The sequence below is a fragment of the Leuconostoc holzapfelii genome, from assembly GCF_012396485.1.
GTDB classification, from domain to species: domain Bacteria; phylum Bacillota; class Bacilli; order Lactobacillales; family Lactobacillaceae; genus Leuconostoc; species Leuconostoc holzapfelii.
In genome coordinates this window covers 208,324-234,661 of sequence record NZ_JAAXPO010000001.1, presented here as the reverse complement: position 1 = coordinate 234,661, position 26,338 = coordinate 208,324, and the positions used below count along the sequence as shown (strand labels likewise).

The window sequence follows — 26,338 nt, the reverse complement described above, 5'->3', positions numbered from 1 at the left end:
CTCATTATAGCAAAAATATCCAGTAAAAGCCGTGATATAATGAAAACATGAAAGAAATTTTAACGAACAATTCAGCAGAAACACAACAGCTTGCTGCCCAAATTGCAGCATTGGTCCATCCGGGTCTCGTGATCACCTTACAAGGTGATTTGGGTGCCGGTAAGACCACTTTCACGCAAGGATTTGCCCGTGAACTTGGGGTGCAGTCACGTGTGAAAAGCCCAACGTTTAATATTATGAATACGTACACGGCCCGTGAGTTCCCAATTTATCATTTTGATGCCTATCGTTTGGAAGAAACAGGTGCGCAGGATCAAGGGTTTGAAGATTATGTTGGGACGGATGGGGTGACTTTGATTGAATGGCCACAATTCATGGCTGATTTATTACCCAATGATCGTTTAGCATTGACATTTTTACGTGGTGATGACGACCACGTCCGCACGATACGCATTCAAGGCATCGGGGCAGCTGCTCAAGTTGAGGCACAGCTATGACTTTTGATATGACACAGCCGATTGTTTTTTCATTAACTGAAGCACAGCTCGACCAAGCAGCCAAATGGCAAGCGCTGATTGAACAGTTAATGACAGAAACGGATACTTTTTTAATCACCAGTGTGCGCGACGGTGAAGTGATACCTGAAGTTAGCCAAGGCCCAGCAATTACGCTGTTATTAATCGCTGAACAAGGTGAATTGGCGTTGCCAGTTGGTATTGGGTCGATTGAAAACGGTGAAGTGGGGATGGCTATTTTACAACAATTTCAGGGTGCCGGCTTGGGACAAAGCTTGTTGTCCGCCTTATTGGATTGGGCAGCACAGGTTGGCCTAACTGAAGTTTGGCTGGATGTTCAGCATGATAATCGGCCTGCACAACACATCTATCAGAAGTTTGGCTTCCAAACAACAGGGCAGCTTACACCGCTGATCTTGCCCAATGGGCGTGAAACCAAGCTACAGCGCATGCGCAAAACAATCGCTTAACAGGAGGCGAAACATGAATTTTGTTGCAATGGATTTTGAAACCGCAAACCATGAAAAACACTCGGCCGTCTCGGTAGCTTTAGCCGTTGTGCGAGATGATCAGGTCGTCGACGAATTCTATAGTTTGATTCAACCCGAAACTTATTTTAGTGCGCGCAATACAGCGATTCACGGCATTCACGAACAAGACGTCGCAAATGCGCCAAAGTTTCCAGAAATCTGGGCTAAGGTCGCGCCACTTTTTACTGAGGAAAAACTCGTGGTGGCACATAATGCACCTTTTGATCATGGTGTGTTAACCGGCACCTTAGCCTATTATGGTATTGAGCAGCCGCACTATATGTTGCTTGATACCGTGCGCAGTAGTCGAAAGTTTTTCCCAGATTTTGCGAATCACAAACTCAATACAGTGGCGGAAAATCTAGGGATTACGTTGGCGCATCATCACAATGCCTTGGATGATGCCGTGGCTGCGGCTAATATTTTGATTTATCAAGCCCAGCATTTTGGCACAGAAAATATCAAACCATTTGTTAAAAATAAATGACCTCACCAAGCGGCGAGGTCATTTTGATTAGCTGTTTAATTTAAGTGAGATGGGGGCGTGATCTTGGCGTAAACCAGTATCAATCACGGCTGCTTCAACAACGCGATCAGCAAGACGGTCACTGACGAGATAATAGTCAATTCGCCAACCAGAGTTGTTGATTTTGCTGGTCTTGCTAATTTGTGCCCACCACGTATAAATGCCAGGTACATCAGGGTTTTGTGCGCGCATCGTATCAGTAAATCCAGCAGCCAATAGGGCAGAAAACTTATCCCGTTCTTGATCCGTAAAGCCCGCTGATTGATGGTTCGTTTTTGGATTTTTCAAATCAATTTCGTGATGCGCCACGTTCATGTCACCACTAAAGATTACTGGCTTTTGCGCATCCAGAGATTGGATATAGGCGCGATAGGCATCATCCCAGTCGCCGCGATCAGTTAAACGGGCTAGCGCAGCACCAGAATTGGGCGTATAAACTGTTGAAACAAAAAAATCATCAAATTCAAGGGTTATAATGCGGCCTTCAAGATCCATGTCACCTGGCGCACCAATCGCTGGATAAGTTACCGCAAGTGGATTCAAACGGGTTAAGACCATCGTGCCAGAATAGCCGGAACGGGCCGTACTGGGATTGACAAAAATTTGATAGTCTGGGAAAAGTTCAGTCAAAACCGTGGCCTGTTTTTTTGTGAGGCCGGTCGCTTTTAATTTGGTTTCTTGAATGGCGAACACGGCTGGTTTTTGTGCAGCGATGTCTTGCAAGACCGCCCAGGTCATTTCGCCACGTGCGGACTTGTGTTCAATGGCAGCGTTAATTGAATCGATATTCCAAGAGATAAAATGCATCATGATTTCCTTTATGGTTTAATTTGCGTATTTTTTCATAAAACGCGGCAATTGTTGGCTGATTTCCGTGGGGCGTGTAATATATTGGGTTTGCGCGAGTTCGTCTGCGATGGCAGAGTGCGTATAGACCGCGGCTAATACCGCATCGGAAAGCGAGGCGAGAAAAAACTGGGCGGCAAAGCCAGCAATAATGCCGGCTAATGTATCTCCCATGCCACCCATGGCTTGATGTGGGCCACCAATATTTAACTCATAAATGTCATTTGGGGTATAAATTTGGGTATGAAATTGTTTTAAAACTAAGATTGGCCGCACATTGAAATTAGCACAAGCTAAAACATTGAAAGCTTCAAACGCTTGCTGGGCAATTGAGACACCACTAACACGCTGCCATTCCATTTGGTGTGGTGTAATGACCAATTGCGATTTTGGCCAATCTAAATGATGCTCAGCCACGAGTGTCAATGCTGAACCGTCAACGATCACCACTTGCTTTGGGTAAACTGCTGAAAAGGTCGCTTTTAAAATATCCAAGCGATCGCCTAGGCCAGAACCGATGAGAATCACATCGTGATGTTGTACCAGTTCAACGAGATCCGAATTAAAGTCGACGACCATCGCTTCAGGTAACTGACTATGAATCGCGGTGAAGTTTGCTGGGTCAGTAGCAACCGTGACAAGACCGGCACCGGCGTTGACAGCAGCTAAAGCATTCATAATGACAGCGCCACCGTATTGCAGTGTCCCGCCAATGATTAAGACCCGACCAAAAGTACCTTTATAGGCATGGGTGGGGCGTTTTTTGATGACTTTGGTTAAAATGTTTTCAGTTAATGGCTTCACGATGCTTCCCTCGATGTGTCTGAATTGGTCACCAGCAATAATCAGGATTTAAAGGGTTAAATTCTGACGATTCTCCCACAAAGTGACCACGGCTAAAACCATTAACCCAAAGTTAGCAGCCAAAATAGCCAAAGTATCTTGTTTGAGAACCCAGCTGACCAATGACACAAACATTAAAATAACAGCAAAGATCGTCGCATAAAGTGTTGATTTCTTCATAATTCCCCCGCATTTAACCCAGTTGTATTTTCGTTTTGACGCAAGCATTGGCCCAAAACAAATCCTGGCGTTAATTCATACTTGCTTTCATTTTAAATGATTTGCAGTTGTTTTACAAACAGATGACATCGCATGTGGCCCATTGGTTACGTAATATTTTATTAAAAAAAGATGATGCTTCAATGCATAAACTATCAAGAATTTGCTATAATCCTTGACAATAGTATAATAAGGTATATCCTACTGAAAGGTTTTTTAAAACTTATGACTATTGATTGGCAACAAGAAACGGCTTTACGACAAGCTGATTTTATAACAGATTTGAAAGATTTATTAGAAGTTGCATCGGTTCGTGACGATTCAAAGGCGACCCCAGACGCACCGCTTGGCCCAGGACCAAAGGATGCGTTATTGAAGATGTTAGCCATCGCTGAACGCGACGGTTTTACCACGAAAAACATTGACAACTTGGTCGGCTACATTGAAATTGGCCCCAAAGATGCGGAAGAATATGTTGCCATTTTGTCTCACGTGGATGTGATGCCAGCCGGTGAAGGTTGGGAAACAGACCCATTTACGCCTGTTGTCACAGCAGATAAGATTATTGCGCGTGGTGCATCAGATGATAAAGGTCCAGGGATGGCCGCTTACTATGCGTTCAAGATTTTGTCTGATTTGAAAGTGCCTTTGAAGCGCCGTGTGCGTTTGATTTTTGGCACGGATGAAGAAAATGACTGGACTGGCATGACGCGTTACTTTGAAGTTGAGCCGGCACCAGTATTTGGTTTCTCACCTGATGCTGAATATCCAATTATCAACGGCGAAAAGGGTAACGTGCAAGTTGTCTTGAACGGTGAGGCGACTAACGGTGGGTCAGTGAAGTTGGTGGCCTTTGAATCCGGTTTGCGCACGAACATGGTGCCAGGCATCGCCCGTGCCACAGTTGTGACGACACAATCGGAAGCCTTGGTCGCTGCGTTCCAAGAATTTTTAGCAGCGAACGCACAAATTTCAGGTAATGTTGAAGCGGATGGGGATGATGTTAAATTAGTCGTCAATGGTAAGCAAGTCCACGGGGCCATGCCTGAAACCGGTGAAAATGCTGGCACTTATTTGGCGAACTTCTTGCAAGACTATGATTTTGGCGGCACAGCCAAGTCATTCTTGACCTACTTAGGCACACCTGCACATCAAGATACAATCGGTGAAAAGTTTGGCGTGAATTACACGGATGACGTGATGGGACCTTTGTCAATGAACGTCGGCATTCAAAAGTTTGTGGCTGGTCAAGAAGCCTTTATCAACTTTAACTTCCGTTATCCAAAGGGCATCACGCCTGACGAAATCGTGGCGGGACTTACGGCACACTTAGATGGTTGGGATGTGACACCAACGATTGGCGGGCATGCCCAAGTGCCACATTATGTGGCACCAACTGATCCGATTGTCTCAACGTTGCTCCGTGTATACCATGAACAAACGGGCTTGCCAGCACATGACCAAGTCATTGGTGGCGGCACGTATGGTCGTTTGATGGCACGCGGTGTCGCCTTTGGGGCTTTGTTCCCAGATTCACCAGATACGATGCACCAAGTGAATGAATTTGCCTTATTAAACGATTTGTATCGTTCCATTGCCATTTATGCCCAGGGTATTGCTGAAATTACGAATTTAGATTAATCAAAAAAGCATGCATCGCGTGATGCATGCTTTTTGATTGTCAACATGTGCTGGGCAATGATTTGGCCTGATGCGTTGAAATTGTTATAATGAATGGCAAGTAATGAAAAAAGAAAGCGAGGGTGTGGCGGCGATCAAGTACGCGTCACATTAAATCACATGAGGACTTTTGCAGGGAATCTCTATAAAGATGATTTAGAAGGAGATAAAATCGGGGTGTTTTTTGGAACCCTTGCGCCGATGCACGTTGGGCACCAAGCAGAAATCTATAAAGCAGCGGCTTTAAATGATGGTGTCGTGGTGATTGCTTCGGGCTATACAGGCGACCGTGGGGACCAAATGGGGTTATCTGTTGAAAAGCGTTTTCGCTACTTGCGGGAAGCTTTTAGTGATGAATCAGATATTAAAATTGACTACATTAATGAAGACCATATCCCGCAAATGCCAGATGGTTGGTCTGAGTGGACGCGTATCTTGGTTGAAACGGTGATGCGAAATATTGTTAATCCAGCGGCAAAAATCACTTTTTATACTGGTGAACCCGAGTATAAAGCAGAACTTGAAAAAAGGTTACCGCAAACGGGGCAGTTTAAAGTAAGTTTGATGGATCGCACGGTATTAAGTATCTCAGCGACGGCAATTCGCGAGAATCCAATTGCCAATTGGGATTATATCAATCGTGTTTTCCGTCGCCACTTCACCAAAAAAGTGACTGTGATGGGGTCTGCATCAACGGGTAAATCCACTTTGGTCAGGCGTTTGGCGCGTACCAGTAATTCGCCATTTTCTGAAGAATATGCGCGTGAGTACCAAGAACGATCAAACGTGAGTGATGATGAATTGATCGTGAAAGACTATATCCGCCTGATACAAGGTCAATACGACGCCAATTCACGGGAAATTAATTCACCTGCCAACAACGGCTTGACGATTTTTGATACGGATGCCATGGTGACCAAAGTCTATGCGGATATGTGGCTAAACGCAGCAGACCGTGCCCAATTACAGCCACTATTTGATAACACCATTAGTGAAGAATTAATTGATTTAATTTTAGTCATTCCACCGGTGACACCGTATGTTGATGATGGTTTTCGTAACATGACCACGGCTGATGAGGCATCACGTTGGACATTCCACCGTGAATTAATGCGGGTTATTGCCGATTATGGCTTTATGGACAAAGTTGTGATATTAGATGCCAAAGGAGGCAGCGATGATCCTTATGGCTATTATGCGCGTTATTTGCAAGCTTTAGATGCCATTCAAGAGCGTACCGGCTTTAATATTAAACACATCGAGTAAAACCAACTACGTTGGTTTTATTTTTTATGCCATAAAGGCCACAACGCACGTTAAGATTTTGATATGATTAAAGGTAATATGTAGTGGATTTGGAGGCGAGTATGGCAGTGCAACGCACAATGGACGCGTCAAAGCGACACGTCGCGGCAATGGGATTTTGGGATCAGTTGGCCACTTGGATTGGCGCTAACGCAAATAATGGCACCTGGTATATGGGCGGTGTATTGGCTGCCTTAGGGTTTGCAGGCGCCCTTGGGGTGATTTTGATTTCTGGCCCGTTGGCGTATGTTTTTTTAGCTTTGGTGGGCTATATGGGGTATCGAGTGCGGGCCTCAACCATGAATCTCATGCGACCAGCTTTTGGGCTGCGCGGTTCAATTGGCCCATCGCTAATTAATGTAATCCAGTTCATGGGCTGGGCAGCAGTGAATACATACATTGCAGCGATTTCGGTGAGCTATTTGCTCAGCCAGTTATTTGGACCGGCGCATTTTAAGCCGGGTGGCTTAGCGGGTATGCTAATTGGTGTAGGTGTGATGGGTGTCTTGCATTTGATTTCAATTTCATTGGGTCAACGTTCAATTCGGCTCATTGAACGCATCGGGATGATTTTGGTGATCTTACTGGTTGTGTGGGAAACCATTGTTGTTTTACAAGAAGTGCCACTTTCAAAAATTATGGCTTGGCAGGCGCCTCAGGCAGCGCGCTTACCTTTTGGAAAAGCAATTGATGTTTTTGCAGCTTTTAATTTGGCTTGGGTAACAGCGGGGGCGGACTTTACACGGTTTGCAAGTAAAAAATCGGCGGCCACAACGGCGCCTTTTATCGGGGCAACCCTTGGCTTGTATTGGTTTGCCATTGTGGGTGCGTTGACTACCATTGCCGCAGCTGTCTGGACGCATGTCTTTGATCCCAACAGTTCGGATCCGTCAACTGTTGCCGCTAAGCTTGGTTTAGGGATATTGGCGTTAGTGGTGATTATGTTAACATCTACCACAGCCAATGCCGTCAACTTGATGGCAGCAGGCTCAGCATTAAATAATATTGTTCCCAAATTAAAGCTCACGCCAAGTTTATGGTTAGTGACAATTCTGGCCACGCTCATGAGTTTTATTCCGTTTATTGTCGGTGGTTTCATTGAGACCTTTATCTGGTTTTTAGATTTAATCGGGATGGTTTTAGGGCCAGAAATCGCCATTCTATTGGCAGATTTCTTCATTGTGCAAAAGCAAAACTATGATCGCACGGCTTTTAATCAGGGGCGGACGTATTGGTATACAAGCGGCTTCAATCTGCGTGCCTATCTCGTTTGGGGATTAAGTATGGGGTGCTACTTTGTGTTGCAACAAGTCCCAATTATTGTTGCCACAGTCGGGTCCAATTGGCTGACGATGATTTTTGCGGCCGTTGTGTATGTCTTAGTTTCTAGAAATCAGACAAAAATGTTGTGATTTACTGGTTTTTAAGATAAAATTAATAAGTATTTAAAACATTTGGAGGACGTATCATGTCTAACTGGACACCCGCTGCGGATCAAAAGAACCAAGGCACATTAACATTTGAAATTTCACGCGCACAAGTTGAAGAAGGCTTGGAACAAGCCTTCCAACGCAACAAGAACCAAGTTTCTGTCCCTGGTTTCCGTAAGGGTAAGGTGACTAAGGCCTTGTTCTTCTCAAAGTTTGGTGAAGAAGCTTTGTATCAAGAAGCGATGGATATCATTTTGCCAGCCGCTTATGAAGCAGCTATTGATGAAGCTGGCATCACACCAGTTGGTCGTCCAAACATCGAACCAGTCGCAATGAACAAGGGTGAAGCCTGGACATTGAAGGCTGAAGTTACGACTGCGCCTGAAATCAAGTTGGGCGAATATATGAACCTTGAAGTTGAAGCGGCTGATACAGAAGTATCAGATGCCGATGTTGATGCTGAAATCAAGCGTTTGCAAGACGGTCAAGCTGAACTTGTTTTGCAAGAAGCTGGGGTTAAGGCTGAAAACGGCGACACTGTCATTATTGATTTTGATGGCTCAGTTGATGGCGATCACTTTGCTGGTGGGCAAGCAAATGACTTCTCACTTGCATTGGGTTCAGGTCAATTCATTCCTGGTTTTGAAGACCAATTGGTTGGCCACGAAGCTGGTGAAGAAGTCGCTGTTAACGTGACATTCCCAGAAGACTACCAAGCTGCTGACTTGGCAGGCAAGGATGCGTTGTTTGAAGTGAAGATTCACGAATTGAAGCGTAAGGAATTGCCTGAATTAGACGATGAATTCGCCAAGGATGTTGACGAAGAAGTTGAAACATTGGCAGAATTGAAGGAAAAGACACTTAAGAAGTTGTCAGAACAAAAGGCCGAAGCTGCACAAGCTGCTTTCGAAGATGCTGTGATTACAAAGGCTGTTGACAATGCATCAGTTGACGGTGATGTGATCCCTGAAGCTATGATCGAAGAAGACGTTCACCGTCAAATCGACCAATACTTGGGTCAATTGCAACAACAAGGTATCTCACGTGAAATGTTCTTCCAAATTTCAGGTCAAACTGAAGATGATTTGCATAAGCAATTCGAAGAAGGTGCTGATACTCGTGTGAAGACTAACTTGGTTCTTGAAGCCATTGTTAAGGCTGAAGGCATCGAACCATCAGAAGAACAAGTGACAGAAGAAATTAACAACTTGGCTGCGCAATATAACATGGATGCTGCACAAATCCGTGCTACTTTGTCAGATTCATTGTTAAAGCATGACATCGCCATGCGCGAAGTGATCAAGACAATCACAGACGCTGCAAAGACAAAGTAATGATTAAAAGCCCAATAGGGCTTTTTTTATTGGTTTGTGACAAAATGGCAAACCGTTGGGCTGTGAATAATTAGTCGCTATCACAGGCGGGAATCTGTTAAAATGGAATAGTATTTATAATGCGTAAAAAATCGTTTTAACGATGCAAATAAAGGAAAAAAATATGGCGCAGACACCAGGTTTTGAAGAAGAAATTTATTGTAGTTTTTGTGGCAAATCTGCGAATGAAGTAAAAAATATTGTGGCCGGACCAAACGGCATTTATATTTGTAATGAATGTGTGGCTTTAGCCCAAAATATCATCGATGAAGAATTGACGGTAGATGAAGCGATTACGGCCTTATCATTGCCAACACCGCATGAAATTGTCGCCCAATTAAATGATTATGTGATTGGACAAGAGGATGCCAAAAAGACATTAGCCGTGGCAGTGTATAATCACTATAAGCGGATTAATGAACATTTTGCACCAACCACCGATGTTGAATTGCAAAAGTCAAATATTGCCCTCATTGGCCCCACGGGTTCAGGTAAGACATACTTAGCGCAAAGCTTGGCGCGTATTTTGAACGTGCCATTTGCGATTGCTGATGCAACGACGTTAACTGAAGCTGGGTATGTCGGAGAAGATGTTGAAAATATAATTTTAAAGTTACTGCAATCGGCTAACTTTGATATTGAAGCTGCACAACGTGGCATTATCTATGTTGACGAAATTGATAAAATCGCCAAGAAGTCAGAAAATGTCTCAATCACCCGAGACGTCTCTGGTGAAGGGGTCCAACAAGCGTTGCTTAAAATGCTTGAAGGGACGATTGCTAGTGTGCCGCCACAAGGTGGTCGTAAACACCCGCAACAAGAATTGATACAAGTCGATACGACCAATATTTTGTTCATCGTCGGTGGTGCATTTGCTGGGATTGATACAATTATTAAAGAACGTTTGGGAGAACGTGTGATTGGCTTTGGTTCACATGCCAATGACAACGCGGCTGCCTTGGACGCCGAAAATATTTTGACCCATGTGCAACCAGAAGATATGACCAAATTTGGTTTGATTCCAGAATTTATCGGTCGTCTGCCGATTGTGACGGTGCTTGATGAATTGAAAGTCGCTGACCTAGCACGAATTCTGACGGAACCAAAAAATGCGTTGATCAAACAATATACCGCGCTCCTTGGATTAGATGATGTGGCGCTTGAATTCCAACCGGACGCTTTAGAAGCGATGGCGGAATTAGCTATTCAACGCCACACAGGGGCACGTGGCTTGCGCTCAATTATTGAAAATGTCATGAAGGATGTCATGTATGACATTCCCAGTCGGGACGACGTCGCTAAAGTGATTATTACCAAAGCTAGTGTACTAGATGGTGCACAACCAGAGCTGCATTTGAAAAAGGTGGACTAATATGGATGTACACAATGTTGAAATGGTGATGAGTGCAGTCTCAGCTGCACAATACCCAACGGATGGTAAGCCTGAAATTGCACTGGTTGGTCGGTCAAACGTTGGAAAATCGTCGTTGACTAATACGCTAATTCAGCGTAAAAATTTTGCCCGCACTTCTTCACAGCCCGGCAAGACTCAAACGCTCAATTTTTATAATGTGGAAGACCAGTTGTACTTCGTCGATGTGCCTGGTTATGGCTATGCCAAAGTGTCAAAAAAACAACGAGAAGCCTTTGGCCACATGATTGAAGAGTATATTACCTCACGGAAGCAATTACGTGGTGTGATTAGTTTGGTGGATGCCCGGCATGATCCGAGTGCCGACGATATCGCCATGTATGAATGGTTGCACTATTATAATATTCCGATTTTGGTGGTTGCCACCAAATCAGATAAAATTTCGAAGAGTAAATTCAATAAGTTCGAGGCCAATATTAAACGGACTTTGGGATTTGATGCCGCTGAAAGTAGCTTTCAATTTTTCTCATCGGAAACAAAGTACGGCAAAGACCAAGTTTGGGCATGGATTGAAGCACATATGGCAATGTGAAAACCAACAGTGTTGTTGGTTTTTTTATGTCAACAGAAAACGTGGCACGTTTGATACAATAAGAGTATGACAACCCAACTCTACGCACAAATCATTGTGGATGTCCCCACAATGCAAACTGATCAGCCTTATACTTATTTGGTCCCGGCCGCAATGCATGGCACGTTACAACCAGGTATGCGTGTTGAAGTGCCTTTTGGCGCACGACAAGTGATGGGATTTGTCGTGGGGATGGCCGAGACACCACCTGAGTCAGTCGATAAAATGCGACCAATTTCACAGCTGATGGACTTGTCACCTGTATTAAATGAGGAACTTTTAGCGTTGTCTCAAGCTGTTGCGCGGGAAACCTTTGCTTTTCGTATTTCAGTCTTGCAAACCATGTTGCCAAATGCGTTGAAGGCGACTTATGAACGGGTCATGACGATTGTTGACGAGGTATCCGAGGAAGTGCAGGCCCGTCTATTTCGTGGTTTGGATCAAATCACTTTCCGTGTGAGCGACTGGTCAGAAGAAGATATCGCAAAATTTGCGCAATTACGACGCACGCATCAGATTGAGCAAACGATTGTGGTGAGTGACCGTGCAAAACCTAAAACGCAATTGGCCTATCAGCTCAGTACAGACATTGAATTGCTTGAATCGGCCTACCAAGCCTTACCAAAAACCGCCAAAAAAAAGGCGGCGTTATTAGGGTTCATCTTGGGGCATCTCGGCGAAACTTGGCGCAAAAAAGTATTGCAACAGCAGGTGAGCGTGAGTGATGCGACTTTAAACCAAGCGGTACAAGCCAATTGGTTGGCAAAAGTACAGGTGGAGCAATTACGTGATCCTTTTGCCACGACAACCATTGCGCCTTCAAAACCACTGACGCTAAATACCGAACAGCAGCATGCCTTTGACCAAATTAAACTGAGTGCCGATAGTGGGCAATACCAGCCGTTTTTATTGGCTGGTATCACAGGTTCAGGTAAGACAGAAGTTTATCTGCAAGCCGCCCAGCATGTGTTTGACCAAGGCAAGACGGTGCTCTTTTTAGTACCAGAAATTGCATTGACCCCACAAATGGTCAGGCGCGTGAAAGCACGTTTTGGTGCGCAAACAGCGGTATTGCACTCAGGCTTATCTGATGGCGAACGCTATGATGAATGGCGGCGAATTGAGCGTGGTGATGTTAAAATTGTCGTTGGCGCACGGTCAGCGGTTTTTGCACCGCTAAATAATCTGGGTTTAATTATTGTTGATGAAGAACATGAAGCCACTTATAAACAGACGGATAATCCGCGTTATCATGCGCGCGATGTGGCACTTTGGCGCGGTCGATACCACCAAATTCCTGTCATTCTTGGCTCGGCGACACCTTCACTTGAAAGTCGCGCTCGCGCTCAACGGGGTGTTTATCAACGTCTGGTCCTCACTCAACGCGCTGGCGGGGCAAGTTTACCGCCAGTGACAGTCATTGACATGAAGACAATGTTATCGGATGGCCCGGAAACCAACTTTTCAGCACCATTACTAGAAAAATTAAAGTCGCGCTTGGTTCGTGGTGAACAAGCGGTGCTGATGTTGAATAAACGTGGTTTTTCAAGCTTTGTGATGTGCCGTGATTGTGGGTTTGTCCCACGTGATCCCAACTGCAATCTCGCTATGACACTGCACATGGATTCGCACACGTTAAAATGCCACTATTGTGGCCATGAAGAACCAATCCCAACGCGATGCGTCAACTGTGGTTCGTCCCGCATTCGCTATTATGGCACGGGGACTGAAAAGGTGGCGGCTGAGCTGGCAGAATTACTCCCTGACGCCCGCGTTTTGCGGATGGATCAAGACACCACGCGCAAAAAAGGCAGTATGGATAAGATGCTACAAGCGTTTGGTGATCATCAAGCAGACATATTACTTGGCACGCAAATGATTGCGAAGGGGTTGGACTTCCCTGATGTGACCCTCGTGGGTGTGCTAAATGCAGATACAGCGTTAGGGTTACCGGACTTTCACGCCAGTGAACGCACGTTTCAATTGCTGACGCAAGTGAGTGGTCGGGCAGGGCGCGCGCAAAAGGCAGGAGAAGTCATTGTGCAAACTTTTAATCCAACGCATTACGCAATCACCTACGCACAACAGCATGACTACGAAGGCTTTTACCGTCAAGAAATGGCGGTGCGTCACGCTGGCAATTATGCGCCGTATTTTTACACGGTGCAAATTCAAGCGAGTCATACAGAAGAAAATGAAGCTGCTAAGCAAATGTTTCAAATTGCTCGCTGGTTGCGACATCGCGTGCAAGCTGATGTTATTATTTTAGGGCCATCGCCGAAACCGATTGCCAAGTTACGCAATCGGTATTACTTCCAAATTATTTTAAAGTTTAAGCAGCGGACGGGTTTAGATGCGCTATTAACAGAGTTGCAAAACCGCGCCCAAAAAGCCAAACATGGTTTACAATTAAGTATTGATCGCGACCCAGTGTCGTTTATGTGACAAAGGGATGACAGATTTCTATGTTATAATAAGGATTGGAAATAAAATACTCGTGATGACGAGTATTTTTTCGTGTGTGTCGTTTTTAACAACATGCAAACAAATGCGATGATGGCCGTTTGCTGTGGTGTAACAAGCGGCGGAGTAAAATCAGAAAAGAGAACAAAGATGACCTATACTGTGGTATTTATGGGCACGCCAAAATTTGCTGTGCCGATCTTAGAAGCGTTAATTGCTGACCCAAACTATCAAGTTAAAGCGGTGGTGACGCAACCCGATCGACCACAAGGTCGCAAACACGTGTTGACACCAACCCCAGTCAAAGTTGCGGCGGTAGCTCATGACTTATTAGTGTTACAACCTGAGAAATTGGCTGGTTCAGATGCGATGGCACAAGTGATGGCGATGGTGCCAGACTTTATTGTCACTGCAGCTTTCGGACAGTTTTTACCGACAGGATTGCTTGAGGCAGCTAAAATCGCCGCGGTCAACACGCATGCATCGCTCTTGCCGAAGTACCGTGGTGGGGCGCCGGTGCATTATGCCATCATGAACGGGGATGCTGAGACCGGTGTGTCAATCATGTATATGGTCAAGCAAATGGATGCAGGTGATGTCATTGATGTGGTCAAAGTACCGATTACCGCGCAAGATAATGTGGGCACGATGTTTGACAAGTTAAGCTTGGCGGGCCGAGATTTATTATTGGCCACACTCCCTCGAATTGCTAACGGTGACACGACACCAGTCCCACAAGCCGAGTCTGAAGTGAGCTTTTCACCAAATATTTCCCATGCCCAGCAAAATCTCAATTTTGCCCAAGAGACCGCCCAAGAAATTGATTGGCATATTCGCGGGTTATATCCAACGCATCCGGCTTATGTACAAGTGGGCGGTCAACGAATGAAGTTGACACAGGTGACGCCATTGCCTGAGACAACGACTTTGGCACCAGGGCATATCGTGGCCCGCACAAAAAAGCTGTTGACAATTGCGGCGGCTAATCAGTCAGTTGTGCAAATTGATCAACTCCAACCAGCTGGTAAATCAGTGATGCCAATTCAAGCCTATCTCAATGGGGCTGGGAGCCACTTAGCCGCTGGACAACAATGGGCAGAGGAACCAAGCCATGAGTGATAAACGAGTTTACAGTGATAACCCGCGCGTTTTAGCCGTCCAAACACTGGCTAAAATTAAAAACGGAGCATATTCCAATTTACAATTAAATCAAGTCATTAAGCAACATCAACTGAGTGAGGCAGATAAGCGCTTGTTAACCACCCTTGTTTATGGTGTGATTCAGCATCGTCTCACCTTTGAATATTGGTTAGCCCCTTTTATTGGGGATAAAAAAATTAACCCATGGGTAAGAGAATTACTCTACACAGCCCTGTTTCAAATGCAATATTTGAATAAAATTCCCCAACATGCCATTTTTAATGAATCCATTGAAGTGGCCAAAATCTTGGGACATGTCGGGACTGCAAAGTTTGTGACCGCAATTCTGCATAATATCAGTCGCCAAGGGTTGCCAGAAATCAGTGCGATTACCGACCCAATTTTGCGCTTATCAATTGAAGCCAGTTTGCCGGTCTGGTTAATTGAAGAACTTGTCACACAAAATGGTGAAGCGGCAACGCGTGCTTTGGTAGCAATGATTAATGACGCGCCGATGCAATCCATTCATGTGAACACCCTGCTAGCCTCTGATGATGAGGTGGTCGCTGCATTAGCGGCTGAAAACCTGACAGCTGTGAAATCGCAAGTGGCAGACCACGCCTATATTGTATCAGGGGGCCATGTGGCGAGTTCAACAGTATACCAAAAAGGTTGGTTGACGTTACAAGATGAAAGTGCCATGTTACCAGTTGAGAGCATGGTATTAACACCAGCGGTTAAAACCATTTTGGATGCAGCAGCTGCGCCCGGAGGTAAGACAACCCAAATAGCGCAGGCTATTGCTGCTGATGCTAAAATAACCGCGCTAGACGTTCATCCACATAAAATTAAGTTAATTGAACAAAACGCCGCACGCATGCAAGTGTCTGATCGCATTCAAACACAAGTCTTAGATGCCCGAAAAGTTGCTTCAGAAATGGAAACGACATTTGATCGGATTCTTGTGGATGCGCCATGTTCAGGCTTTGGTTTGTTACGGCGCAAACCGGAAATTCGGTATGATAAAACGTTGGCTGATGTGCAAAACTTGGCACGCTTGCAAGGCGAAATTCTGGATTCAGTTAGCCAAAAAGTCGCCGAAAATGGTATGATAGTGTACAGCACTTGCACGATTTTGCGTCAAGAAAATGATGACGTTGTGGCGCAATTCTTGGCGAATCATCCAGAGTTTGAGTTGGTAAAAACGGTAACGTCACATCAACTCAAGCCAGATCGACACGAGGCAGTGCTCCATATTTATCCAAATGATTATCATACTGATGGTTTCTTTGTGGCAACAATGAAGAAAAAGTCAGGCACACCCGCCTAATGCGCGAAAGTATGTGATAGAAGAATAAACTTATGCAAGTAGCATTTCATACAGATTCTGGCGTACAACGTCAGGAAAACCAGGATTATGTCGGTGGCTTTACGAACCAAGCGGGCCGTTTAATGGTGCTGGTCGCTGATGGTGTGACTTCAACGCATGGCGGTGAAGTCGCCAGTGCGATGGCAGTGGAACATTTTGGACATGCCTGGGAATCAACAACAATTGAAGCCATTAAGCCAACAATTGATTGGTTAAAGCACACGACACTGGCAGAAAACCAAGCGATTTTGGCTGCGGGTCATCGTTTTGATGACTTGAAGCATATGGCGACGACTTTGGTTATTGCCATCATTTTTGATGATCAAATTGTGATTGGCAATTTGGGTGATTCTAAGGCCTTTTTATTGCAAGACAATCAGCTCACGCAAGTTTCTTGTGATCACAATCTTAAAAATGAATTACTCAAAACCGGCACGTTAAGCCAATCAGATGCAGAAAATCTCCCGCAAGCCAACAGTGTGACGCGTTATCTTGGGGTGGATGATCATGCTGAAATTGAAATTAGCCAGTACCCATTTACTGCTGATGACATGTTATTTTTAACGTCAGATGGCATCACGAAAGTTTTAGATCAGTCGACCATTCAGCAAATTATGCAAGAAGCAACGACGTTAGATATGCGTGCCTATGAATTAATTGCTGCCGCAAATCGTCATGGCGCACCAGATAATGTGACGGCCTTGTTGGTTAGTCGTAACAGTGAAGAGGATACAAAGTAGTTATGTTACCAGATACAGTGATAGACAATCGGTATAGGATTATTAAATCGCTCGGCGGTGGCGGGATGGCCAACGTCTATTTGGCACACGATCAATTCTTAGATCGTGATGTGACTTTTAAAATGATGCGACTTGATATGAAAAACGATGCCGATTTAGCGCAGCGTTTTAAGCGCGAAGCCATTGCTGCAACGGAATTAGTCCATCAAAATATCGTGCAGGTATATGATACCGGTGAATATGAAAGCACCCAATATTTGGTGATGGAATATGTCGAAGGCATGGACCTTAAAACATTCATCGCCGAGAATTTTCCTATTCCTTATCAACAAGTCGTTGATATCATGATGCAAATTTTAAGTGCTGTTCAGGCAGCCCATGATGCTGATATCATTCATCGCGATTTGAAGCCGCAAAATATTTTAATTGATACGCAAGGGCAAGTGAAAATCACTGATTTTGGTATTGCCGTTGCCAAGTCGGCCCATGAATTAACACAGACCAACACGGTGATTGGTTCTGTGCACTATTTGTCACCCGAACAAACCCGCGGTGGTTTTGCCTCGGCAAAATCAGATATTTACGCACTTGGGGTGATGCTTTATGAAATGTTGACCAAGCAAGTCCCCTATGAGGGTGATACGCCAGTTGCCGTTGCGATGAAGCATGCAACTGAGGAAATGCCTTCGGTTAGAGATTTTGATCCACGTATTCCCCAAGCATTAGAAAACGTTATTTTGAAGGCCACTGCAAAACGCCCCCAAGATCGCTACATGAGCGCGGCAGCAATGGCAGATGATTTAAGTACTGCGCTCTCTGCGCGGCGATCAGACGAAGAACGTTTTGCCCCTATGTCTGAAACTTCGGATGATACACGCATTATTCCAATGGCGCAGATTCAAGATCAGCTCAAAACTGGTGTGTCATCTGACAAAATTTTCCCTGACGAAGTGCCCGAAGAGCCTTCGGTGACCGAGACCATTATTGAATATGGTAAGAAAGGATACACGGTCAAAAGGATTGCTAAAATTGTCGACCGCACCCCATCTTATGTACGCCGTGTGTTAAAAGAAAATGGGATCAAATTCCGCAAGGCGCGTAAATGGCCTTGGGTGCTGCTGGTCTTCTTGTTGCTCCTTGTGGCCGGTGTGTTCTTCTTAAACTACCAGTCCAGTAAAGTCACTGTGCCAGATGTGACCAATCTCAGCCAAGATATGGCTACAAGTCAGTTGAAAAAGGCTGGCTTAACGGTTGGTAGTGTGAGTTCAACTACTTCAAAGACAGTTGCTCAAGGCAATGTTGTGCGAACGACGCCAACCGGCGGGTCGGAAGCTGAAAAGGGTGACACGGTTAATCTAATTGTGTCTTCTGGTCGTGCCAAAGTCCGCTTTGGGGATTATGTTGGATCGGATTACGGCCTCACAGCAGCCCAATTGCGCGCGCAAGGCTATGCGATAAGTAAGCAAGGGGTTGCATCAGATAGTGTGCCATCAGGGAAAATTATTGCGCAATCTATTGATGCAAATGGTAAGGTTGACCCAACGCAGACGTCTGTGGTGTTTACTGTTTCCACTGGGGCAGTCAAAATTGTTGTACCAGACTTCACGAACAAGGCAACGCAACAGCAAGTGCAAGATTGGGCGAACCAACATAATATTGTCGTGAACTTCAATACACAATTTGATGGGAACACGCAGAAAAACTATGTGATTAGCCAATCAATTCGTGGCGGCTCCAGCATTACGAAAGACATGGTCTTGCTTGTGACGATTTCACAAGGTCCGCAAGAAGATAGTAGTAGCTCAAGTAGTTCAAGTTCATCAAGTAGTAGTGCCTCAAGCGCTGCCAATGGTAGTGCCAATGCCTTATCTAAATAATTAAGCGGGTTTAGCCTGCAAATACAAGTCGATTAAGGTCGGCTTTTTTGTTACAATAACATTATGAAAACAGGACGAATTATCCGCTCATTAAGCGGTTATTATGATATACAAACAGCTGAGGGAACGATTGAACGCACGCGTGCCCGTGGTGAATTTCGAAAATCAGGACAAAAACCTTTGGTTGGGGACTTTGTGGATTTTGAAAGTGAAAATGATGAAGGCTTGATTTGGCGGATTCATGACCGTGAAAATGTGTTGGTCAGACCACCCGTTGCCAATATCGATGTGGCGGTCATTGTCACAGCGCTCAAAGAGCCTAATTTTGCCCCCAATTTACTAGATCGTCAGCTGATTGCCTTAGCGGCTGCCAACGTCACACCAATGATTTATTTCTCTAAAGCAGATTTGTTATCAGACGCCGAATACAGCCAAGCCACAACGGTTGCAAAACAGTATCGCGCCATTGGATACCAAGTGATTCTGCCGCAAATCGATCAGGCGGATTCAGCGTTTGCTGAATTGCAAAAAGCGTTGGCGGGTCAAGTTTCGGTGTTTATGGGACAAACGGGTGCTGGCAAATCAACGTTGCTGAATCACTTATCGCCTGAGTTAGGCTTAGAAACAGGAGCTGTTTCAAAGGCGCTGAGTCGTGGTAAACATACGACACGACAGGTAACTTTGATTCAAGTGGCTGAAGCCTTGATTGCTGACACGCCAGGATTTTCATCGTATGAAGTATTTGATTTTCCCGCAGAAACTTTGGCTGATTATTTTCCAGAATTTGTCAGTCATCGTCAAGCGTGCCGGTTTCGCGGGTGTTTGCATTTAAATGAACCTGGCTGTGCTGTTAAAGCAGCCGTCTCCCTTGGCGCGATTGCCGAATCACGGTATAATAGCTATAAGGCGTTCTACGACTTAATTAAAGCGCAAAAGCCAAGATATAACACAGATAACCGAAACTTTTAGGAAGAAGGAATTTTAAGCATGTCAGGAATTATTGCACCATCAATTTTAAGTGCCGACTACACCAATTTGGAACGTGATGTCAAGCTGGTGGAAGCTGCGGGTGCGGAGTATTTGCACATCGACGTGATGGATGGCAACTTTGTCCCATCTATCTCTTATGGGCCAAACTGGGTGAAGCAACTCCGCCCGGAAACAAACATGGTATTAGATGTCCATTTGATGGTGATGAACCCCGAAAAAATTGTTGACGAATTTGCTGATGCGGGCGCAGATATCATTGGCGTGCATGTTGAAGCGACACCACACATTCATCGGGCACTCCAAATGATTAAAAACAAAGGGGTGAAGGCGGAAGTGGTCATTAACCCAGGAACACCAGTATTAGCTATTGAATCAGTGCTTGATATGGTTGACCAAGTGTTGGTCATGACGGTTAACCCTGGCTTTGGTGGTCAAAAGTTCTTGCCATCAACGATTGAAAAAATTGCACAGCTCAAGGCTATTCGCGATGAATTAGGTTATGATTTTGATATTCAAATTGATGGTGGTGTCAATAACGAGACCATTTCAGCAGCATATGAAGCTGGTGCTAATGTCTTTGTTGCTGGATCATATGTTTATGATAAAGTCGATCCAGCCGCTAAGATCGCAACCTTGAAAGAATTGACAAAATAATGCAAATCAACATTTTAGCTGGTGGGCCAACCGAGCTTTGGCCGGATAATTTATTTGAAGAGCCAGGGTTATGGATTGGCGCTGATCGCGGCGCATGGCGATTATATCAACATGGTATGGCCATGATGATGGCGGTGGGGGATTTTGATTCCCTGGCCGCTTCTGAATTAGCAACGTTGCAAGCACACCTTCAAGCAAACGAAATTATCCACGTTCAAGCAGAAAAGGATGAAACGGATACGGAGCTTGCCTTGCGTTATGCCCAAGAGCAAAAGCCTGATCAAATCAAGGTGTTTGGGGCAACTGGCGGTCGCGTGGATCATTTATTAAGCAACCTGTGGTTAATGGCTGATCCTGTTTTTCATGATATTGTGGAAAAAACCACGTTTATTGACCGGTTAAACACCGTGAGTTATGTACAACCAGGCGAAAAGACAGTGCGCAAAGTGCCGCACACGAAGTATCTTGGGTTTATGCCGATTAACGATGTGGCTGATTTTCATATCATTGATGCCAAATATCCGTTAGCCCTAACCGAAAATGTTGCTAAAATGTGGTCGTCAAACGAGTTTAAAACAGATGTTGTGCATATCAGCTTAAAAACTGGTATTGTTATGGTGACACAATCAAGGGATTAATGGCACATTTTTCACTGAATGTGGCATGTCAGGAGGAAAATATGACTGTACAAGCAATTACTGATGCAGAATTTAAGGCTGAAACAGCCAACGGTGTAACAATTACGGATTTTTGGGCGACTTGGTGTGGGCCTTGCCGGATGCAATCACCTGTCTTAGAAGCACTATCAGATGAAGTCGATAATGTTGATTTTGTGAAGATGGATGTTGATGCAAATCCTGAAACGCCCGCGGAATTTGGCATTCGTGCGATCCCAACCTTACTTGTTCAAAAGGACGGCGAAGTCGTTGAACGATTGACAGGATTCCACACAAAAGACCAATTGGCAAATGTTTTAGCGAAATATACAAAATAACTTGCCATGGTGTTTAAAATCTGGTAAAATTTACTATTGTTGTAGAAAGAGCTTTTTAAAATCATTAGCTCGAAAAGGAGGGTCGAACATGGCAAAAGATGCTATTACTGGCGCACGCACACGCTTTGGTAACCAACGTTCACACGCGTTGAACTCAAGTCGTCGTAGTTGGAAGCCAAACTTGCAAAAAGTGACTGTTAAGATTAACGGTGCGTCTGCAAAGAAAGTTTATTTAACAGCGCGTACTTTGAAGGCCGGATTAAAGAACGGTTCAATCGAACGCGTCTAATCGACAAAACGATGCGTGTCGCATTTGTTTGATTAAACAACACGGCTAACATCAAACGACCACCATTAAGGTGGTTTTTTTATGTGTTAGAACTGCTAAAAGACGTTTCAATATGAGATATGTTAAAATGGTAGCAGTAAACCTTTCAAGGAGGAAAACGCAGCCATTTGTGGGGCCCAATGGGTAACTGGATGACTGTGTGCGATGAATTATGGCGATTAAAATCAAAGCTAAAAATGGCGACATCACGATTGAAAATGATGTGATTGCAACAATCGTGGGTGGCTCAGCAATTGAGAATCCAGGGGTTGTGGGGATGGCCTCAAAAGCTGCCTTTCGCGACGGGATGAATCAAATCTTGAATCGTGAAAATTACGCCAAAGGCGTAGTGGTCTACCAAGAAGCTAATGGTGTCAGTGTTGATGTTTATTTGGTGGCGCAATACGGCACAAAATTATCAGAAATTTCAAAATCAGTTCAAGGAAAAGTGAGATATAATCTTGACGCATTGCTCGGCATTCACGCAACAGAAGTTAATGTGATTGTTCAAGGTGTACGCGTCACAGACTAGGAGTGTCATGACTAAGATAACAACGATTACCAATGTTGAATTTGGTAAGATGATTAACGCTGCGGCGGCTGCTTTGGCCGCGAATGCGGATAAAATTAATAAATTAAACGTATTTCCAGTACCTGATGGCGATACAGGGACCAACATGAGCCTTTCAATGGCTAGCGGCGCACAATATGAACGCGACGCACTGGATACTCATATTGGGGCGTTGGCAAAGGCGACCTCAAAAGGGTTATTAATGGGTGCGCGTGGTAACTCTGGGGTCATTTTGTCACAAATTTTCCGCGGTTTTGCTAATTCGGTGGCAGATAAAGCCACGTTGTCAGCCCGGGACTTGGCTGATGCCTTGATGGCTGGGGCTAAAATTGCCTATAAGTCCGTGATGAAGCCAACTGAAGGCACAATTTTGACGGTGATTCGCGAAGCAGCTGCCAAAGCCAATCAAGTGGCTGATGAGACGGATGATGTTGTCGTGCTCATGCAGGCGGTGGACGAAGCAGCCCAAGCAGCGCTTGACAGCACGCCAGAATTATTGCCGGTTTTGAAAGAAGTCGGCGTTGTTGACTCTGGTGGTCAAGGTTTGGTCTTTGTTTTACGTGCCTTTTATCAAGTGTTGAGTGGTAATTTTAACGAAGAAGATTTGCAGGCGCCTGACAATGCCGCCTTGGATCAAATGGTGAAGGAATTACATGCGGGCGCACAAGCCAATAGTAATTTGGACCCTAATGATATTGAATACGGCTATTGTACTGAAGTCATGGTGCAAATCGGTAAAGGCACAACTTTTGATCATGAATTTGATTATGAGCCTTTCTATCACCATTTGGCTGAGTTAGGTGACTCATTGTTAGTCATTAACGATGATGAAATTGTGAAGGTGCATGTGCATACCGAAGATCCAGGCGAAGTGATTAGCTGGGGAACGCACTATGGTTCTTTGGTGAAAGTCAAAGTGGATAACATGCGTGACCAACAGCAAGCAGTGATTGATGCTCAACGTGCTGAAGAAAGCCAAGCAGCTAAAATGGCGGCGGCTAACGTGCCGGTATCTGACACAGCAGTGATTACGATTGCTGCTGGCGAGGGTGTTGCTGAACTTTTCAAGAGTTTGGGTGTACACACCGTCATTTCTGGTGGTCAAACAATGAATCCATCAACGGCCGATATTGTGTCTGCAATTGAAGCCAGTGGTGCGAAGCATGCCATCATTTTACCGAATAACTCTAATATTTTTATGGCCGCGCAACAAGCTGTTGATCTCGTTGACATACCTGCACAAGTGGTGAAGACACGGACCATCCAACAAGGGTTGACGGCTATGATGGGCTACAACCCCGAAGCTGATTTGGCTACGAACGCAGATGACATGGCTGCTGCCATGGCCGAAGTAAAGTCCGCTCAAATCACACAAGCGGTCCGTGACACGGTGCTTGACGGTGTTGAAATTCATGATGGTGACTGGCTGGGCATTCTTGATGGCGAGATCTCTGTCGTCGCAAAGAAAGTTCATGATGCCGCGTTAGAAGCTGTTGGTCAAATGTTAGATGATGAATCTGAAATTGTGACGATTATTTTTGGCGAAGACCTAAAAGAAAAGGATGCTGACAAGTTAGCTGCGGCAATTGAAGCCATCGATGACGACTTGGAAGTTGAGATTCACGAAGGCAAGCAACCTTTGTACCCATTCCTCATCTCTGTGGAATAAAAAAAGACAGCAAAAGCTGTCTTTTTTTGCAATTATAACCAGCCTAAGGCGTTCACGGCAGCGTAGAAGACACTACCGACCATCAAAATGACCATGACCCAAGACATCACTAAGGTCATCTTTTCGATGCGGGTGCGAGATTTGCGTTCAATTTTTGGCACACGGTGTTGGTCGAGTTTGGCGTCAATCTCTGCTTGTAATTTTGCATTAACTGGTCGCGGCGTTTGTTCGTCAGTCATCATTCACCTCGTAATTTCATTCAAAAACAGTGTAACACAGTTCATCTCATAGGCGCAATTACCACAGCCTACTTGCCTTTTGAACGGGGGTTCGGTATTCTGGTTTAAGATAAGAAATATGAGGTAATGATATGCAGTGGTGGTTTTGGTCAGTTGGTGCGGTAATCCTATTGATTGGCGCTTTGGGAATAACTCGCACAATTCATCTTGGTCGGTTGCCAATCAATTTACTCGACGTTGCGGTCATTCCGCTATGGTTATGTCTTCATATGGCTATGGGGATGCGGTTTGGTGTGAGCTGGTGGGCATGGTTTCTCATGGGGTGGTTCATCATTGGCATTGGCTTATCTTGGCGATTAACGCAAAAACACTGGCCTTTTTGGGTATTTTGGCATAAATATTGGTCTTGGAGTGGCCTTTTTGCCGCAGTATTGGTCATTATTGTGACAATTATTGGGTTTATCTACCACTAACCCCCACAGCAATAAAAAAGTACGACTATCAAGGGATAGTCGTACTTTTTTGTTGATTAAAATTTACTAAATTATGACAAAATGGGAATATGGTGGAGGGAAGTGGGGAAATGTGGTAAATTAATAGTATAGATTTTTTAAAGGAGGTTGTCCTGATGTTCATGGGTGAATATTCACATACGCTTGATACAAAAGGGCGACTCATTATTCCGGCAAAATTTCGTCACCAGTTAGGCGACAAGTTCGTTGTCACACGCTGGATGGAGCATGCGTTACGCGCGATGCCCATGCCTATCTGGGAAAAGTTAGAAGAACAATTAAACGCACTCCCTTTAGGGAAAAAAGAAGCTCGACAGTTTAAGCGTTTCGTTTTGGCTGGCGCCATGGAAGCAGAAATTGATAAGCAAGGGCGAATTATTTTACCAGCAAATTTACGTGAGTATGCTGGTTTGGAAAAGGATGTCACGGTTACTGGGTCAGGCGACTCGTTTGAAATCTGGCAAACTGGCAAGTGGCAAGATTATACGTCAGCTACGGCGGATAATTTTGATGAGATTGCAGAAGGACTAGTTGATTTCGACTTCTAGTGATAAAGGAAGGGTTTAATGTCAGAATTTGAACATGTCACAGTACTTTTACATGAGGCAGTTGCCTTGCTTGATATTAAACCAGACGGCCTTTATGTGGATGCCACCCTTGGTGGTGGTGGTCATACGGGTGAAATCCTAAAGCAACTCACGACCGGCACATTATTTAGTTTTGATCAAGATGATACGGCGATCCAATACAATGCCGAACAGTACGCCGACGACATCGCGGCGGGCAAGCTTGTCTTAATCCATCAAAATTTTCGCACCTTAACTTCAGCTTTGGCTGAGCGTGGTGTTCATGCAGTTGATGGGATTGTTTATGATTTGGGTGTCAGTTCGGTGCAATTCGACGATGGCCAACGCGGCTTTAGTTACAATTTCGATGCTGAACTTGATATGCGCATGGACCAACGCCAAACCTTGACAGCAAAGACAATTGTGAACGATTGGCCGTTTAACGATCTATTGCGTATTTTAAGCCGTTATGGTGAGGATCGTTTTCCAAAGCAAATTGCGCGCAAGATTGAGCAACACCGGGCAAATGGTCCAATCAATACAACCTTTGAGTTAGTCGATATTATTAAAGAAGCCATTCCAGCGCCAGCACGACGTAAGGGTGGCCATCCAGCAAAGCGCACGTTCCAAGCATTACGGATTGCGGTGAATGATGAATTAGGCGCATTGGAAGATTCACTGACGCAAGCCATTGATTTACTTGCGCGCAATGGTCGCATTAGTGTCATTACGTTCCAGTCATTAGAAGATCGACTTGTCAAACAAATGTTCCGAGAAAAGACGACCGCGCCAGAATTGCCGGCGGGGCTACCCGTTTTACCAGGCCAATTTGAAGCTGACTACACGTTGTTAACCCGCAAGCCGATTTTGCCAAGTCAAGACGAGATGACGGAAAACCATCGATCAGAATCAGCGAAATTACGCGGTATCGCACGACAAAAGATTTAGGAGTTGCA

Annotated in this window: 28 protein-coding genes; 24 read left to right on the top strand and 4 right to left on the bottom strand. The window is 44.9% G+C overall.

Annotated elements, in window-relative coordinates; genetic code table 11:
* Positions 1 to 47: 47 nt before the first annotated feature.
* The 3 genes from tsaE to HF966_RS01070 are packed head-to-tail and all read left to right on the top strand — an operon-like array spanning position 48 to position 1,532.
* On the top strand, positions 48 to 497 hold the full coding sequence (gene tsaE, locus HF966_RS01080; protein ID WP_168675817.1) for a tRNA (adenosine(37)-N6)-threonylcarbamoyltransferase complex ATPase subunit type 1 TsaE: 450 nt from the start codon (positions 48 to 50) through the stop codon (positions 495 to 497).
* Positions 494 to 985 (top strand): GNAT family N-acetyltransferase, encoded by a 492-nt coding sequence (locus HF966_RS01075; protein ID WP_168675816.1) that lies wholly within the window; start codon positions 494 to 496, stop codon positions 983 to 985. The genes tsaE and HF966_RS01075 overlap by 4 nt, the downstream gene beginning before the upstream one ends.
* A 13-nt stretch (positions 986 to 998) precedes the next feature.
* The gene (locus HF966_RS01070; protein WP_168675815.1) at positions 999 to 1,532 is read left to right on the top strand and encodes a 3'-5' exonuclease; all 534 of its coding nucleotides are present in this window, start codon (positions 999 to 1,001) and stop codon (positions 1,530 to 1,532) included.
* A 27-nt stretch (positions 1,533 to 1,559) separates the two neighbouring features.
* On the opposite strand, the gene HF966_RS01065 is transcribed toward HF966_RS01070, so the two are convergent.
* The 3 genes from HF966_RS01065 to HF966_RS01055 are packed head-to-tail and all read right to left on the bottom strand — an operon-like array spanning position 1,560 to position 3,440.
* Positions 1,560 to 2,378 (bottom strand): exodeoxyribonuclease III, encoded by an 819-nt coding sequence (locus HF966_RS01065; RefSeq protein WP_168675890.1) that lies wholly within the window; start codon positions 2,376 to 2,378, stop codon positions 1,560 to 1,562.
* A gap of 18 nt (positions 2,379 to 2,396) precedes the next feature.
* Complete coding sequence (locus HF966_RS01060) at positions 2,397 to 3,221, bottom strand: NAD(P)H-hydrate dehydratase (RefSeq protein WP_168675814.1); 825 nt, start codon at positions 3,219 to 3,221, stop codon at positions 2,397 to 2,399.
* Positions 3,222 to 3,269: 48 nt separating this feature from the next.
* The gene (locus HF966_RS01055; protein ID WP_168675813.1) at positions 3,270 to 3,440 is read right to left on the bottom strand and encodes a hypothetical protein; all 171 of its coding nucleotides are present in this window, start codon (positions 3,438 to 3,440) and stop codon (positions 3,270 to 3,272) included.
* A gap of 264 nt (positions 3,441 to 3,704) precedes the next feature.
* Here HF966_RS01055 and pepV point away from each other — a divergent pair, with 264 nt between their 5' ends.
* From pepV to HF966_RS00965, 18 genes are all read left to right on the top strand, one after another.
* Complete coding sequence (gene pepV / locus HF966_RS01050; protein WP_168675812.1) at positions 3,705 to 5,120, top strand: dipeptidase PepV; 1,416 nt, start codon at positions 3,705 to 3,707, stop codon at positions 5,118 to 5,120.
* A 159-nt stretch (positions 5,121 to 5,279) separates the two neighbouring features.
* The gene (locus HF966_RS01045; RefSeq protein ID WP_168675811.1) at positions 5,280 to 6,425 is read left to right on the top strand and encodes a nicotinamide-nucleotide adenylyltransferase; all 1,146 of its coding nucleotides are present in this window, start codon (positions 5,280 to 5,282) and stop codon (positions 6,423 to 6,425) included.
* Positions 6,426 to 6,526: 101 nt separating this feature from the next.
* A complete protein-coding gene (locus HF966_RS01040; protein WP_210729337.1) occupies positions 6,527 to 7,876 on the top strand; it encodes a cytosine permease in 1,350 nt (449 codons plus the stop codon).
* A 56-nt stretch (positions 7,877 to 7,932) separates the two neighbouring features.
* The gene (gene tig / locus HF966_RS01035) at positions 7,933 to 9,228 is read left to right on the top strand and encodes a trigger factor (RefSeq protein ID WP_168675810.1); all 1,296 of its coding nucleotides are present in this window, start codon (positions 7,933 to 7,935) and stop codon (positions 9,226 to 9,228) included.
* 163 nt (positions 9,229 to 9,391) lie between these two features.
* Positions 9,392 to 10,639: an ATP-dependent Clp protease ATP-binding subunit ClpX gene (clpX, locus tag HF966_RS01030; protein WP_168675809.1), complete on the top strand. Its 1,248-nt coding sequence runs from the start codon at positions 9,392 to 9,394 to the stop codon at positions 10,637 to 10,639.
* Between the two features lies 1 nt (position 10,640).
* Entirely contained in the window at positions 10,641 to 11,231 is a 591-nt protein-coding gene (gene yihA, locus HF966_RS01025) for a ribosome biogenesis GTP-binding protein YihA/YsxC (protein WP_168675808.1), read from the top strand.
* Between the two features lie 66 nt (positions 11,232 to 11,297).
* Positions 11,298 to 13,715 (top strand): primosomal protein N', encoded by a 2,418-nt coding sequence (gene priA, locus HF966_RS01020; RefSeq protein ID WP_168675807.1) that lies wholly within the window; start codon positions 11,298 to 11,300, stop codon positions 13,713 to 13,715.
* A gap of 168 nt (positions 13,716 to 13,883) precedes the next feature.
* Positions 13,884 to 14,852, top strand: a complete 969-nt coding sequence (gene fmt / locus HF966_RS01015) for a methionyl-tRNA formyltransferase (protein ID WP_168675806.1) — start codon at positions 13,884 to 13,886, stop codon at positions 14,850 to 14,852.
* Positions 14,845 to 16,203 carry a 16S rRNA (cytosine(967)-C(5))-methyltransferase RsmB gene (rsmB, locus tag HF966_RS01010; protein WP_168675805.1) on the top strand — a complete coding sequence of 453 codons (1,359 nt, stop codon included), beginning with the start codon at positions 14,845 to 14,847 and terminating at the stop codon, positions 16,201 to 16,203. The genes fmt and rsmB overlap by 8 nt, the downstream gene beginning before the upstream one ends.
* A gap of 32 nt (positions 16,204 to 16,235) precedes the next feature.
* Positions 16,236 to 16,982 (top strand): protein phosphatase 2C domain-containing protein, encoded by a 747-nt coding sequence (locus HF966_RS01005; protein ID WP_168675804.1) that lies wholly within the window; start codon positions 16,236 to 16,238, stop codon positions 16,980 to 16,982.
* 2 nt (positions 16,983 to 16,984) lie between these two features.
* Positions 16,985 to 18,859: a Stk1 family PASTA domain-containing Ser/Thr kinase gene (pknB, locus tag HF966_RS01000; RefSeq protein WP_168675803.1), complete on the top strand. Its 1,875-nt coding sequence runs from the start codon at positions 16,985 to 16,987 to the stop codon at positions 18,857 to 18,859.
* A 63-nt stretch (positions 18,860 to 18,922) separates the two neighbouring features.
* A complete protein-coding gene (gene rsgA, locus HF966_RS00995) occupies positions 18,923 to 19,828 on the top strand; it encodes a ribosome small subunit-dependent GTPase A (protein ID WP_168675802.1) in 906 nt (301 codons plus the stop codon).
* An 18-nt stretch (positions 19,829 to 19,846) separates the two neighbouring features.
* The gene (gene rpe / locus HF966_RS00990; RefSeq protein ID WP_168675801.1) at positions 19,847 to 20,503 is read left to right on the top strand and encodes a ribulose-phosphate 3-epimerase; all 657 of its coding nucleotides are present in this window, start codon (positions 19,847 to 19,849) and stop codon (positions 20,501 to 20,503) included.
* On the top strand, positions 20,503 to 21,141 hold the full coding sequence (locus tag HF966_RS00985; protein ID WP_168675800.1) for a thiamine diphosphokinase: 639 nt from the start codon (positions 20,503 to 20,505) through the stop codon (positions 21,139 to 21,141). The genes rpe and HF966_RS00985 overlap by 1 nt, the downstream gene beginning before the upstream one ends.
* Before the next feature lie 41 nt (positions 21,142 to 21,182).
* Positions 21,183 to 21,497, top strand: a complete 315-nt coding sequence (gene trxA, locus HF966_RS00980) for a thioredoxin (protein WP_168675799.1) — start codon at positions 21,183 to 21,185, stop codon at positions 21,495 to 21,497.
* Positions 21,498 to 21,585: 88 nt separating this feature from the next.
* The gene (rpmB, locus tag HF966_RS00975; protein WP_168675798.1) at positions 21,586 to 21,786 is read left to right on the top strand and encodes a 50S ribosomal protein L28; all 201 of its coding nucleotides are present in this window, start codon (positions 21,586 to 21,588) and stop codon (positions 21,784 to 21,786) included.
* Between the two features lie 211 nt (positions 21,787 to 21,997).
* The gene (locus tag HF966_RS00970; RefSeq protein ID WP_168675797.1) at positions 21,998 to 22,357 is read left to right on the top strand and encodes an Asp23/Gls24 family envelope stress response protein; all 360 of its coding nucleotides are present in this window, start codon (positions 21,998 to 22,000) and stop codon (positions 22,355 to 22,357) included.
* Between the two features lie 7 nt (positions 22,358 to 22,364).
* Positions 22,365 to 24,065: a DAK2 domain-containing protein gene (locus tag HF966_RS00965; protein ID WP_168675796.1), complete on the top strand. Its 1,701-nt coding sequence runs from the start codon at positions 22,365 to 22,367 to the stop codon at positions 24,063 to 24,065.
* 32 nt (positions 24,066 to 24,097) lie between these two features.
* Here HF966_RS00965 and HF966_RS00960 read toward each other — a convergent pair whose 3' ends face one another.
* Entirely contained in the window at positions 24,098 to 24,304 is a 207-nt protein-coding gene (locus HF966_RS00960) for a DUF4044 domain-containing protein (protein ID WP_168675795.1), read from the bottom strand.
* A 131-nt stretch (positions 24,305 to 24,435) separates the two neighbouring features.
* Here HF966_RS00960 and HF966_RS00955 point away from each other — a divergent pair, with 131 nt between their 5' ends.
* From HF966_RS00955 to rsmH, 3 genes are all read left to right on the top strand, one after another.
* Entirely contained in the window at positions 24,436 to 24,777 is a 342-nt protein-coding gene (locus HF966_RS00955) for a DUF3397 domain-containing protein (RefSeq protein WP_168675794.1), read from the top strand.
* Between the two features lie 155 nt (positions 24,778 to 24,932).
* Positions 24,933 to 25,364, top strand: coding sequence for a division/cell wall cluster transcriptional repressor MraZ (gene mraZ / locus HF966_RS00950; protein ID WP_168675793.1), 432 nt, complete (start codon positions 24,933 to 24,935; stop codon positions 25,362 to 25,364).
* 18 nt (positions 25,365 to 25,382) lie between these two features.
* Entirely contained in the window at positions 25,383 to 26,330 is a 948-nt protein-coding gene (gene rsmH, locus HF966_RS00945) for a 16S rRNA (cytosine(1402)-N(4))-methyltransferase RsmH (RefSeq protein WP_168675792.1), read from the top strand.
* Positions 26,331 to 26,338 lie beyond the last annotated feature (8 nt).

What these genes read in the sequence shown, in the direction of transcription:
- HF966_RS01070 (WP_168675815.1), top strand. Translation starts at nt 999, where the DNA reads ATGAATTTTGTTGCAATGGATTTTGAAACCGCAAACCATGAAAAACAC.
- HF966_RS01075 (WP_168675816.1), top strand. Translation starts at nt 494, where the DNA reads ATGACTTTTGATATGACACAGCCGATTGTTTTTTCATTAACTGAAGCA.
- tsaE (WP_168675817.1), top strand. Translation starts at nt 48, where the DNA reads ATGAAAGAAATTTTAACGAACAATTCAGCAGAAACACAACAGCTTGCT.
- HF966_RS01005 (WP_168675804.1), top strand. Translation starts at nt 16,236, where the DNA reads ATGCAAGTAGCATTTCATACAGATTCTGGCGTACAACGTCAGGAAAAC.
- rpmB (WP_168675798.1), top strand. Translation starts at nt 21,586, where the DNA reads ATGGCAAAAGATGCTATTACTGGCGCACGCACACGCTTTGGTAACCAA.
- HF966_RS00955 (WP_168675794.1), top strand. Translation starts at nt 24,436, where the DNA reads ATGCAGTGGTGGTTTTGGTCAGTTGGTGCGGTAATCCTATTGATTGGC.
- HF966_RS00970 (WP_168675797.1), top strand. Translation starts at nt 21,998, where the DNA reads ATGGCGATTAAAATCAAAGCTAAAAATGGCGACATCACGATTGAAAAT.
- HF966_RS00965 (WP_168675796.1), top strand. Translation starts at nt 22,365, where the DNA reads ATGACTAAGATAACAACGATTACCAATGTTGAATTTGGTAAGATGATT.
- rsmB (WP_168675805.1), top strand. Translation starts at nt 14,845, where the DNA reads ATGAGTGATAAACGAGTTTACAGTGATAACCCGCGCGTTTTAGCCGTC.
- pknB (WP_168675803.1), top strand. Translation starts at nt 16,985, where the DNA reads ATGTTACCAGATACAGTGATAGACAATCGGTATAGGATTATTAAATCG.
- mraZ (WP_168675793.1), top strand. Translation starts at nt 24,933, where the DNA reads ATGTTCATGGGTGAATATTCACATACGCTTGATACAAAAGGGCGACTC.
- yihA (WP_168675808.1), top strand. Translation starts at nt 10,641, where the DNA reads ATGGATGTACACAATGTTGAAATGGTGATGAGTGCAGTCTCAGCTGCA.
- rsgA (WP_168675802.1), top strand. Translation starts at nt 18,923, where the DNA reads ATGAAAACAGGACGAATTATCCGCTCATTAAGCGGTTATTATGATATA.
- pepV (WP_168675812.1), top strand. Translation starts at nt 3,705, where the DNA reads ATGACTATTGATTGGCAACAAGAAACGGCTTTACGACAAGCTGATTTT.
- HF966_RS01040 (WP_210729337.1), top strand. Translation starts at nt 6,527, where the DNA reads ATGGCAGTGCAACGCACAATGGACGCGTCAAAGCGACACGTCGCGGCA.
- rsmH (WP_168675792.1), top strand. Translation starts at nt 25,383, where the DNA reads ATGTCAGAATTTGAACATGTCACAGTACTTTTACATGAGGCAGTTGCC.
- HF966_RS00985 (WP_168675800.1), top strand. Translation starts at nt 20,503, where the DNA reads ATGCAAATCAACATTTTAGCTGGTGGGCCAACCGAGCTTTGGCCGGAT.
- clpX (WP_168675809.1), top strand. Translation starts at nt 9,392, where the DNA reads ATGGCGCAGACACCAGGTTTTGAAGAAGAAATTTATTGTAGTTTTTGT.
- HF966_RS01055 (WP_168675813.1), bottom strand. Translation starts at nt 3,440, where the DNA reads ATGAAGAAATCAACACTTTATGCGACGATCTTTGCTGTTATTTTAATG.
- HF966_RS01045 (WP_168675811.1), top strand. Translation starts at nt 5,280, where the DNA reads ATGAGGACTTTTGCAGGGAATCTCTATAAAGATGATTTAGAAGGAGAT.
- trxA (WP_168675799.1), top strand. Translation starts at nt 21,183, where the DNA reads ATGACTGTACAAGCAATTACTGATGCAGAATTTAAGGCTGAAACAGCC.
- HF966_RS01065 (WP_168675890.1), bottom strand. Translation starts at nt 2,378, where the DNA reads ATGCATTTTATCTCTTGGAATATCGATTCAATTAACGCTGCCATTGAA.
- priA (WP_168675807.1), top strand. Translation starts at nt 11,298, where the DNA reads ATGACAACCCAACTCTACGCACAAATCATTGTGGATGTCCCCACAATG.
- tig (WP_168675810.1), top strand. Translation starts at nt 7,933, where the DNA reads ATGTCTAACTGGACACCCGCTGCGGATCAAAAGAACCAAGGCACATTA.
- HF966_RS00960 (WP_168675795.1), bottom strand. Translation starts at nt 24,304, where the DNA reads ATGACTGACGAACAAACGCCGCGACCAGTTAATGCAAAATTACAAGCA.
- fmt (WP_168675806.1), top strand. Translation starts at nt 13,884, where the DNA reads ATGACCTATACTGTGGTATTTATGGGCACGCCAAAATTTGCTGTGCCG.
- rpe (WP_168675801.1), top strand. Translation starts at nt 19,847, where the DNA reads ATGTCAGGAATTATTGCACCATCAATTTTAAGTGCCGACTACACCAAT.